The 10,941-nt window shown below is 47.7% G+C and carries 10 protein-coding genes; 4 read left to right on the top strand and 6 right to left on the bottom strand.

From position 1 onward, the window contains the following. Positions 1 to 209: 209 nt before the first annotated feature. Positions 210 to 1,073 (top strand): AraC family transcriptional regulator, encoded by an 864-nt coding sequence (locus H615_RS0108775; protein WP_027954805.1) that lies wholly within the window; start codon positions 210 to 212, stop codon positions 1,071 to 1,073. A 562-nt stretch (positions 1,074 to 1,635) separates the two neighbouring features. On the opposite strand, the gene H615_RS0108770 is transcribed toward H615_RS0108775, so the two are convergent. From H615_RS0108770 to H615_RS0108755, 4 genes are all read right to left on the bottom strand, one after another. After that, complete coding sequence (locus H615_RS0108770; RefSeq protein ID WP_027954804.1) at positions 1,636 to 1,890, bottom strand: hypothetical protein; 255 nt, start codon at positions 1,888 to 1,890, stop codon at positions 1,636 to 1,638. A gap of 68 nt (positions 1,891 to 1,958) precedes the next feature. Then, positions 1,959 to 3,548: a solute:sodium symporter family transporter gene (locus tag H615_RS0108765; protein ID WP_027954803.1), complete on the bottom strand. Its 1,590-nt coding sequence runs from the start codon at positions 3,546 to 3,548 to the stop codon at positions 1,959 to 1,961. Positions 3,549 to 4,295: 747 nt separating this feature from the next. Next, entirely contained in the window at positions 4,296 to 5,249 is a 954-nt protein-coding gene (locus tag H615_RS0108760) for an aldose epimerase family protein (protein ID WP_027954802.1), read from the bottom strand. Between the two features lie 185 nt (positions 5,250 to 5,434). Continuing rightward, complete coding sequence (locus H615_RS0108755) at positions 5,435 to 5,803, bottom strand: hypothetical protein (RefSeq protein ID WP_027954801.1); 369 nt, start codon at positions 5,801 to 5,803, stop codon at positions 5,435 to 5,437. Positions 5,804 to 6,077: 274 nt separating this feature from the next. On the opposite strand from H615_RS0108755, the gene H615_RS0108750 reads away from it, so the two are divergent. From H615_RS0108750 to H615_RS0108740, 3 genes are read left to right on the top strand one after another with little or no spacing between them, the layout of a single operon-like run. Beyond that, the gene (locus H615_RS0108750) at positions 6,078 to 8,174 is read left to right on the top strand and encodes a BglG family transcription antiterminator (RefSeq protein ID WP_027954800.1); all 2,097 of its coding nucleotides are present in this window, start codon (positions 6,078 to 6,080) and stop codon (positions 8,172 to 8,174) included. A gap of 20 nt (positions 8,175 to 8,194) precedes the next feature. Further along, the gene (locus tag H615_RS0108745; RefSeq protein WP_027954799.1) at positions 8,195 to 8,461 is read left to right on the top strand and encodes a PTS sugar transporter subunit IIB; all 267 of its coding nucleotides are present in this window, start codon (positions 8,195 to 8,197) and stop codon (positions 8,459 to 8,461) included. A gap of 35 nt (positions 8,462 to 8,496) precedes the next feature. After that, positions 8,497 to 9,864: a PTS ascorbate transporter subunit IIC gene (locus H615_RS0108740; RefSeq protein WP_027954798.1), complete on the top strand. Its 1,368-nt coding sequence runs from the start codon at positions 8,497 to 8,499 to the stop codon at positions 9,862 to 9,864. Between the two features lie 61 nt (positions 9,865 to 9,925). Here H615_RS0108740 and H615_RS21800 read toward each other — a convergent pair whose 3' ends face one another. Both H615_RS21800 and H615_RS0108730 read right to left on the bottom strand, forming a co-directional pair. Beyond that, entirely contained in the window at positions 9,926 to 10,537 is a 612-nt protein-coding gene (locus tag H615_RS21800) for a TetR/AcrR family transcriptional regulator (protein ID WP_027954797.1), read from the bottom strand. Positions 10,538 to 10,617: 80 nt separating this feature from the next. Further along, entirely contained in the window at positions 10,618 to 10,803 is a 186-nt protein-coding gene (locus tag H615_RS0108730; RefSeq protein WP_027954796.1) for a hypothetical protein, read from the bottom strand. Positions 10,804 to 10,941: the final 138 nt, after the last annotated feature.

Here is a 10,941-nt window from a genome sequence, read left to right as displayed (position 1 = left end):
TTTCCGCAAACGCTTCCAAGTAGTTGTTAGCTTTATTGTAAAAATGAACCCTTTTTCAATCAATGGTAAATAAAAAGACGCATTCTGCACATTTTTGCTTATCAATATTCCACCAGATCAGGTTAGCTGTTATGATATGGAGGGAAATTAGAAAATCAACCATTATGAAATCCTGCTTATATTTGCTTTTCCAGGAAAGGAGAATTGCTTTGACACCTTCTTCTTTGACACACGGCTCCTACGGCTACCGGTTTTCCGACCCGGAATTGCAGCAGCTTGCCCAAATCTGGTCGCTCGGCTGGGACGAACAGACAACAACGCTGTATGACTGGGATGGAACGAACCGGCGCGACCGCGGGAAGTATATCTTCCAGTACACGACCGCAGGAAAAGGAGCCATCGATATTGAAGGAACAACCTATGAGCTGACGCCGGGACAGGCGTTCATCGTAAACATCCCCGGGGACTACCGGTATTATCTCCCCGATCACAGTGATAAATGGGAATTCATGTTTTTGACGCTGTATGGAAATGTGGTGGAGTCCTACTGGAACCAGATTCAGGAGAATGTCGGGGCGATCCTCCACATGCCGCCTGATGCGCCGCCCGTTTCCTACGTCCACCAGCTGCTCGAATCAGCGGCCAATAAAGAAATCGCCAACGCCCACCAGGCCTCCGGCTACGCCTATCAATTCACGATGGAGCTGTTTCATTACTGTTCCACCTTGGAAAAAGGACTCGTCCAGTGGCCGGATGCCATCATCGCCGCAAGCATGTATGCCAAAAACCACTACACCGAGGAAATCAGCCCGGATGATATGGCGGAAGCCTCCGGCATGTCGCGCTATCATTTCACGAGGCAGTTCAAAGCCGCCACCGGTCAGACGCCGATTCAGTACTTAACGTCCATCCGGATCAACAAATCGAAGGAACTGCTGGCGAATACGAAATACTCGGCTGAGGAAATCGCCGTCCTTGCCGGCTATAAAAATGCCAACTATTTTACGAAGGTTTTTAAAAAGCAGGCCGGCATCACTCCCGGCAGATTCCGCGAATCTCATAAACATTTGTAACAGTAGAATCAGACATAAGAAAGGACTGTCCCGGTCAGGGCAGTCCTTTCTTATGTTTATAGCAGCTCTATGTTTAACCAGCGCCTCCAGAAGCTCCGACCATCCCCTTTCCGCGGACGAACGTCCAAGCCTCCTCGGGGAGAACGCCCTGCGGGGTCTCGGCCGCCCGTTTTTCCGCAGGAGTGGAATGGTCGGAACATCTTTCTTGAGGTCACGCTCCGCTTATCGGTGGATGCTTGCCGCGGGCACGGCCTCAGCTAACTTGGACAGGAAAACCACCTGTCCAAGTGGATCTTCGGCTCGCGCTGTTCCCGCAGGCGTCACCACCGAACGCTCCTCGTGACCTCACCAAAAGGTGATTTTAAAAGACTTAAAGGTAGCTGAGTTAAGGAAGAGCCACTAAAGCAGAAGCATTCCGGCCCTGAAAAGTAACAACCTGTCACTTCTTTTTTTGCAAGTTCCAAAGAAAAATAGACATTTGTGGGTGAAGGAAATGGCAGGGAACCCTGAACACATAAAAAGAGCTTGTCGAGGAACACGGAGTTTCTCGACAAGCTCTTTTTCAGCGTTTTGGTACTTCAATGGTGACCGAACGTTTATCGTAGTTGATGGTCATGCTCTTGCCATCGTCGACGAAGTTTTCGAGGACATCCTTGGCCAGCTGCAGCGCAAATTCTGTCCGCTCCAGCTTTTCGTCATCCACTGGATCTCCACCGGACTCTTCTCGTTGAAGCTCCTGCGCTTCTTCATGGAACGCATCCAGGTTTTCGTACACTTTATGATAAAAAGACTCAATCGGCTGACTGGCTTTTCCCATTCTTTTTCCCGCCTTTCACTCCTTTTGACAATACTCTCATTATATCAAAAAGAAGGCGGGAACATCAGTCAGGATAGGATGCCGATTGGGGAGAGCAGCAGGTAGATGACGACCATTGCGGCTGTTGCGGCCAGACCGACAGGATAGACGAGCTTCCACGGCGTCATATCCACTTTCGCTTTTTCTTCCAGTACAAAGTCGGTATCCCTCGGACGAAGCTTCCCGATCAGAAGCATCAATCCAGTACAAAGAACAAACAAGATTCCGAGAATGTGCAGGAAGTGAAGTCCTGTATCCCAGACCAGCTGGGTCGTTGCGTAGATGGAAATAAAGACGAACAATGAAATCTTCGCTGCAATGGACGGCACCCGTTTCGTTAAATACCCGACAATGAGAATGGTAAAGATCGGTACGTTATAAAACCCGTTGACGATCTGCAGGTATTGGAAAAATCCCTGTGGCACTTTATCGATAAGCGGGGCGATACACATCGCAAATACAGCAAGAATGATACCGACAAATTTCCCTTTTCTTACGACTACCTTATCCGGGGCATCCGGGTTGAAATACGGCTTGTAAATGTTCAAGGCAATCAAGGTGACCGAAGAGTTCAGGGCGGAGTTGAAGGAGGATAGAATCGCTCCGAACAAAACTGCCGCAAAGAAGCCCACAAGTGGTGCCGGAAGCACTTCCGCGACGAGGCGGGGGTAGGCATCGGTCGGTTCAAGACCCGGACCGAACATATTGAAGGCGATAATTCCGGGTACGATCAGGAAAACCGGCCCGAGCAGTTTCAGAAATGCAGCGATTAAAACACCCTTCTGGCCCTCTTTTAAGTTTTTGGCAGCAATCGCCCGCTGCATGATGTGCTGGGCCGTACCCCAATAGAACAGGTTCACAAGCAGCATCCCTGTAAACATCGTCCCAAATGGTACCGGGCTGTCCGGTCCGCCGACTGAATTCAATTTTTCCGGAGAATCTTGAACAATCGTCTGGATACCATTTGTCATTGACCCATCCCCAAGAGCGAAAAGACCTAAAATAGGAATCATCAAACCACCGATCAACAGACCGACACCATTGATCGTGTCGGATACGGCGACCGCTTTCAACCCTCCGAAAACCGCGTAGATCGAACCGACAATTCCAATAGCAAAGACGGTGATCCATATTCCGACCGTACGGCTTACACCGAGAGCCCCTGGAATATCAAACAAACCATTGATCGCTACAGCTCCGGAATAAAGAATGGGAGGCAGAAGGTTGAATACATATCCGAACAAGAAAAGAATCGTCACAATCTGTTTTGTATTAAAATCATAACGATCCTCCAGAAAATCGGGAATCGTCGTGATGCCGCCTTTCATATAGCGAGGCAGCAGGAAGAAAGCTACAATGACCAGTGAAATGGCCGATCCGACTTCCCAGCCCATGACGGCAATGGTATCAGAATAGCCCTGCGCGTTCAGGCCGACCAGCTGCTCGGTTGATAGGTTCGTGAGCATCAGGGAACCAGCAATGACCCAGGCGCTCAAATTACGCCCGCCAAGGAAATAGCCGTCCTGTGTATCGAGTTTTTCCTTTCTAGTAAACCACCAGGCTACGAGAGCAACGAAACCTGTAAAAAATAAGAATGATACGACTGTAAATGCATTCATAGATGCCTCTCCTTTGTGTAAGCGGAACCAAATGTATGTATGCGCTTTTTTATGTAATTCCTATATTAGCGGTCTTCCTGAAAGCGTTTCAATGGTAAAAATTCTGCCGTTTTCTGTCTTTTTTTGCTTACAATAGGAGAAGCTTTATAACAGTTTCGAGCTGGGAGAAGCCTTGACCTTACTATCCCGCCACCATGAATTTCCAAAAAACCTCATAATTCTGCACTTTTTTGCTGTTTTATCTTTTACACAAAAAAAAGTCCGATGAATGGTCGGAGTCTCAACAAATTATAAAACCTCCTGCTTTCCAGCCCCCTCCAGAAGTTCCGACCATTCTTTTATCTGTTGGATAAGGGGAGAAGGATTCAGGACATGGACAGCACCCGAGCAGACAATCGAATATGAGTTGTACGTCTTTTGGTTTCGTCATACAGATTGATAAAGAGAAGGCACATGCTTTTTTCTATGATTTGGACATAAAAAAGGAAGATCTTCTGTTAAACAGAAAATCTTCCTTTTATAGAGCATCATCAGGGAAGGTCACGAGGAGCGTTCGGTGGTGACGCCTGCGGGAACAGCACGAGCCGAAGATCCACTTGGACAGGTGGTTTTCCTGCCCAAGTTAGCTGAGGCCGTGCCCGCGGCAAGCATCCACCGATAAGCGGAACGTGACCAGAGACCACATGCTGGCTCCCATTCATTCCTGACATTCCAGGATTGTAATGATTCGTAGGTTTCTCATCTTTGTTAAAAACTGCTGCCTGTTTCCATCTTAAACTTCCATGTGTAGGAGCCGTTTGCGGGAATGTAGGATGCCCGGCCGATTTTGTCCGCTACATACACATCATCATATACACCGGTGCACGGTTCAAGGGCGATGTTATGCTCGCCTCTATAGCCCCCGCGGGTTTTCCATACGCCAAGGTAAGGGACTTTTTCTTCAGGGAAATGGTAAGTCAATTTTCTTCCAAGGTCCGGCTGTACAAGGGCGCACCAACCTTCACTGAGAGGCTTTGTAAAATAAAACTTTTCAGCCGTGCCTTCCTCCAATGGCTCAAGCTTAGCCAGGTCGAGCCGCTCCCCGGTAGAAACGGATGAGGTTTCCGGATAGGTGTGCGTTGTGCCCCAGCCACCTAAATGGGTGGAGGAAGCTTCTACACTCATCACTTCCTTCATCGCTTCCGGTACTTGGATTTCCGTCTGGTCGTTATAGTTCAAAAGCGCATGCGGTGTCCATATAAAAGGAAATGGAACCGATCCCTTATTGACTGCCTTGTAGGTGATTTCCACATCGTTCTTTCCAAGCTTGACACGTTTCATCAATCGATACGGAAAACGATCACTTTCCACCGTCAATTCCATTCCATCACAGGTGGCCTTCCACGTCCAAGGCATGGCCCATACTTCCCCGTGGTCGGGAATTTCGTCCATCGTTACAGGATGCGGCCCCTGATCGATACCGGGGAACATTTCATCAAACCCACTGGAATCATACGCCGAAAAATCCGCGCCGTACGGCGGTATCCGGAGGGACTCTTCCTTGGCCTGATACAGCCACTCATATTGAATGGTCTTGTCATAAAAACTGACCATCTTTCCTCCGTAGTCAGGAAGGATGACAGAGCGTACATACTCATTCTCCAGTACAACCGCTTTCAGCCCTTTAAATGTCGTCTTTTGACAGGTCGATACATCGATCATGATTCATCCTCCTCCATCACTGTCTCCTGATTTTCCAGAAGTTCATTTCTGGTCCACCTTCAATGGTAACGCTTCCAATTATCTATTATGTATAAGGTAGCATATCCATGGATAACACGGAAGAGGTTTTTCTAAATTTGGAAAAAACAGAAAAATAAAAGAGACTTTTCTAAGTCTCTGTCTGCTTATGGGTTGGAAAGCTGTAAGATCATACCTTCCAGTACATGTATATTGCGGGCGTTAAAGCGGATGCCTTTATAATCGAAAACAAGGATCTGCCCGTCTTTGACTCCCAGTAGTTCTTCATAATCCTTATCAGCCTTGATCTTCCTGTAGCTGATGGAAGCAGGTATATTTTTTCTTGCCAGAAACACTTTCATCCCTGTCAGCTGAGCCTCCAGCTTTTCTGTGGGGCGTTCCTGTTCATAAAAGTAAACGATATGAAGTTCATGTTCCATCGTGGATGTCAGTTCCTGGATGGCCCGCTGCGAAGATCCTGCGCCGCATCCAGCTACGATTAGGAAAACAAAGAGGGTTCCCAGCCACTTTCTCACGTTTCCATTCCTCCATTATAAAGCTTATACCACTATATGCAGCACCATGGAAAATATCTCCCGTTTCTATGGCCGACATTCAAATTTTCACAGGAACCGCTCATCAACTTCACACGCGTATATTTTTGCAAATTTATGTATGACAAACTATGAACATTGAAACCCCTTACATAACCGTCATTAAACGGCTATACTCATAACATAAGATGATCATCCCAATCAAAACGTACAATCTTGCAGGAATATTCCTGGAAATACAAAGGAGGGACCCTCCATGGTTTTAGATAAAAGGCGTGCACACCTGATATCTATTCTGAATCAGTCGACAACTCCTGTCGCTGTTCAAGATCTGGCTTTCCAAATGAATGTCTCTCCACGCACCGTTTACTATGATGTCGAGCAGATCAACGACTGGCTGGCCGGCCAGCAGCTGGATCTGTTGGAGACGCGACACGGTGAAGGACTCTGCTTGCCTGAATCATCCAGACATCACCTGGAAGGGGCTTCTCTTCATTTTGACGGCTGGCACTACCAGCTTTCAAGAAAAGAACGCACCCTGTTGATCAAAGCAAACATTCTTTTACAGCCACATGCATCGATGAATACCTTTATGGACCTCACCCATATGAGCAGAGGGACGGTTGCCAAAGCCATTGCAGCACTCAAACAGGAATTTGACCAGACTGGGTTGACGCTCCATTACCAAAAAGGAGCAGGCTATCAGGTTGATGGACCGGAGGATTTACAGAGGCTGATGCTCTTGAACCTGGTCGTTGATGCCTATTCCCATCCCGAGTGGGTGACGGTTCAAAACAACCTTCAACACATGGCCCTGCCCTCTTTCCTCCCGCCCGGTGAAAACAGCCGGGTCATCAAACGTCTCCTGTTTGCTGTCGAGGAACAGCTCGGGGCTACATTTACAGACGAAATGGCTGATCTGCTGGCCCTTCAGATGCTGATGATGGTCAAACGGATCGACATGAACCAATTCGTCCACGTACAGCCGGAAGAGAAGGAAGTTTTAAAACAGACAGATGCCTACATTTCCGCTTCCGTTCTTTCGCAGGAACTGGAAAAAGTCTGGCCCTTGGTTTTTCCGGAAGATGAAATCTGCTTTATGACGATGAACCTGCTTAGTTCCAAAGTGCAGCACGACGACATCAGCCGGTATTCAGAAAGGGAAAGTGAAGGGCTGCGACAAGTGATCCATCAGATGATCGAGGATTTTCAAATATACTCATTCGTCGTTTTTGATGACAGAAAAGGACTGGCAGAGAATCTGCTGTCCCATATCAAACCCGCCTATTACCGGATTAAATATGGTGTCAAAGTCACCAACGAGCTGTCTCAAAACATTCAGGAAACCTATGCCGACCTTTATCATCTGACCAAACGCGTCATGAAGCACCTGGAGTTGTTCATCGGCAGGCCCGTGCCTGAGGAGGAAACGGCTTATATCACTCTTCATTTCGGGGGATGGTTGAACAAAGAAAAAAAAGCCGTCGAAACGAAGTACAGAGGCATTATCGTCTGTGAAAACGGCATCGGTACGTCCAACATGCTTCGTTCCCAGCTGGAAGAGTTGATTGCCGGACTGCGGATCACTGCCATTCTTTCCAAACGGGAGTACCAGAAAAACAAGCATGACACCGATGTGGTATTCTCCACCAATTATGTGAAGTCGGACGAGGTGCCGGTGATCCACGTCCCGGCCATCTTGAACAATTTTGAAAAAGAACGAGTCATCCAAATCATGAATCAACAATTTGAAACAGAACCCGCAGACAGAAGCCTGCCTGCCGCATTGATGGAAACGATTCAAAAGTATGCGACCATCCATCAGCAGGAACGGCTTCAAAAAGAGATTACTATCCTGTTGGACAGTCTTCATACCGATAGAAAGGAGCTGAGAAAGCCGATGCTTAACGAATTATTGACGAAGGATACGATTCAGCTTCAAGAACAGGCTCCGGATTGGGAAGAAGCGATTCGCACCGCTGCCCAGCCGTTAATCGACAAAGCTTCCATCCACCCTGATTACGTTGAAGCTATGATTACAAATGTAAAAGAGCTGGGCCCTTACATCGTGATTGCCCCGAGGATCGCCATCCCTCACGCCCGTCCGGAAAGTGGCGTGGAGCAGCTCGGGATGAGTCTTTTAAAGCTTAATGAACCGGTCAGTTTTTCTGATAAGGAAAAGCATAAAGCGCAATTGATCATTATTCTCGCAGCCATTGATAATCAGACCCATTTAAAAGCGCTGGCCCAGCTGACGGAACTGCTTTCGGACGAAAAGGCCGTTGATCGAATGATTGAAGCGTCATCTAATGAAGAGATTCTTCATCTGATCAACCAAACTATAGAAGTGTAAAATTATGAGGAGGAATTCAAATGAAAAAAGTATTAGTTGTATGTGGAAATGGACTTGGAAGCAGTATGATAGTTGAAATGAATGTGAAATCAGCCCTTCAGGATATGGGGAAGGAAGCAGAAGTCTCCCACACCGATTTGACGACGGCCAAAACTGAGCAGGCCGACCTCTTCCTCGGATCTGAGGATATTGTAGAAAGTCTGGAAGATGGGCAGAAGAACGTCGTAAAACTGCGGAACCTGATGGACAAGAACGAGTTGAGAAGCGCGTTGGAACAAAACCTGTAACCTAACCCAATCCATCAAACAAAGGAGCGACTTATATGGTTGATTTGATCATGAAAGATATTTTGGGAACCCCCGCCATCCTCGTTGGATTATTCGCTCTTATCGGGCTCCTTGTACAAAAGAAAAATTCCGGGGATGTTGTCTCCGGTACGCTGAAGACCGTGATGGGATTTGTCATCCTGGGAGCAGGGGCGAACGTACTCGTCCAGTCTCTCGGGAACTTCAGCAGCATGTTTGATGAAGCCTTTGCTGTCGAAGGGGTCATCCCAAACAACGAAGCGATCGTTGCGCTGGCCCAGGAAAGCTTCGGTACGGAAACGGCTATGATTATGCTGTTCGGGATGGTCGTCAACATTATCCTGGCCCGCATCAGTCCTTTTAAATATATCTTCTTAACCGGGCACCATACTATGTTCATGGCCTGTCTCATCTCTGTCATTTTGACGACCGGGGGCTTTTCCGGTGCAGGCATGATCCTTCTCGGTTCCATCATCCTCGGGGCGATCATGGTGTTATTCCCAGCAATGCTTCAGCCCTATACGCGGAAGGTCACGGGATCTGATGATTTTGCTGTCGGACATTTCGGTTCGATCGGCTACCTTGTCGCTGGTTCGATTGGGAAAGTGGTCGGTAAGGGATCAAGGTCTACAGAAGAAATCAAAGTACCCAAATCGCTCAGCTTCCTAAGAGATACTTCTGTCTCTGTCTCTCTGACGATGGTTATCCTCTTTTTCGTCGTCGCTGGAGCGGCGGGTCCCGGCTTTGTTGAATCCGAGCTGAGCGGTGGTCAGAACTTCCTTGTATTCTCCTTCATGCAGGGACTGACATTCGCGGCCGGCGTCTATATCATTCTTGCTGGTGTGCGTATGCTGCTTGGAGAAATCGTCCCGGCGTTCAAAGGTATCGCAGACAAGATTGTGCCGAATGCTAAACCAGCGCTGGATTGTCCCGCTATTTTCCCGTTCGCGGGAAATGCTGTCATCATCGGTTTTCTCTTCAGCTTTGCCGCCGGATTGATCAGTATGCTGTTCCTTCCCCTTCTTGGGTTGAAAGTTATTGTCCCCGGCCTCGTTCCCCACTTCTTTACAGGAGCAGCCGCCGGCGTGTTCGGGAATGCGACAGGCGGACGAAAAGGTGCTATCTTCGGATCGATGGCCAACGGTGTCATGATCAGCTTCCTCCCTGCACTGCTCCTCCCAGTTCTCGGAACCTTAGGCTTCCAGGGAACAACATTTGGTGACGGGGACTTCGGTGTCGTCGGGATCGTCCTCGGCAACTTGATCAACCTCGTAGAGTCCAACGTGGTCGTGGTTGGTATCATTCTTGCCCTGCTGGCCCTTCCGTTTGCACTGGCCATAAAAAAACGAGGCGGTGAAAAACAGAAAGACACAAGCGCCGCATAAACGAAATGCCCAAACCTTCCAGAAGGTTTGGGCACTTTTTTTCAGTCGGATTTTGTACGGTTCAGACAATCTTCCATTCGTCGGCTTCCCGTGCTTCCAATCCGTCCCAGAACAATTCAAATATTGTAAGAAGCGTTCCTTCGTAATCAGGGAAATTTGCATTCACATGCTTTAAGGAAGCCCCTTCAATCAGGCAGTAGAACGAATGAGCCAGTGTCAGGGACGAATGAGGCGTCTCGATTTCACCAGCAGCTTTTCCAGCCTCGAACATCTCTTCGAAATAAGCGAGTAAAAAGTTTCTGGATGCTGAGATTTTTTCGGTCACTACCTGCTCCAGTGACCGTGGCGGAGAAATCTGTGCCATCTGCCAGAAAGCGATCAGCGCGGGTTCTTTGACGGCTGTCTGGATCGAAAAGATAAAGCTGTCCTTCAACCTTTTTTCGTTCGACGCCGATTTCAGACGTTGTTTTTTCTTTATCCAGTACTCTTTGTGAAACGCAATCAAATGATCAAGTACAGCTATGTACAGGTCTTCCTTGTTTTTGAAATAACTGTAAATCCCCGCTTTTGTAATCTGTGTCTCCCGGGCAATCAATGACATCGATGCCCCATCATACCCATAGGAAGCAAAAAACTGCAGGGCATTTTCAAGAATGGTTTGTTTCGTATTCATCTAGTTTCCCTTTCGGAGGATGAACAGCTGTCATCCACATGTTTTTACAAGATAAAGGATGGTAACTAAACGTTCGGTAACTACTGCTCACGTGTAACTAAAGTCAAATGCTCGTTTCTTTGTCTGGCATTCTTCTCTTCGTGGGCACGTCCGGCCTTCAGGATTTTCTGTTCATTCAGGTAACGGCGGAATTCCTCTTTGGAACGCGGTCCATCCATCGCTTTTCCAACGAGATCCAGCCATTTGTGATCTAAGTTCTCTCTCATAAGTCTGCCTCCTCCATCGAATGATCCCTTGTATATTATTTACCATAATTCTACACGGATTTCATATAGGTGTATAGACCTATTTAACGTGGATACCCCTCTCCACAAAGGAATATCATGGTAATATGAGAGGTAAGA

Source organism: Halobacillus kuroshimensis DSM 18393 (assembly GCF_000425705.1).
GTDB classification, from domain to species: Bacteria; Bacillota; Bacilli; order Bacillales; family Halobacillaceae; genus Halobacillus; species Halobacillus kuroshimensis.
This window is presented reverse-complemented; position numbering and strand designations above follow the sequence as displayed.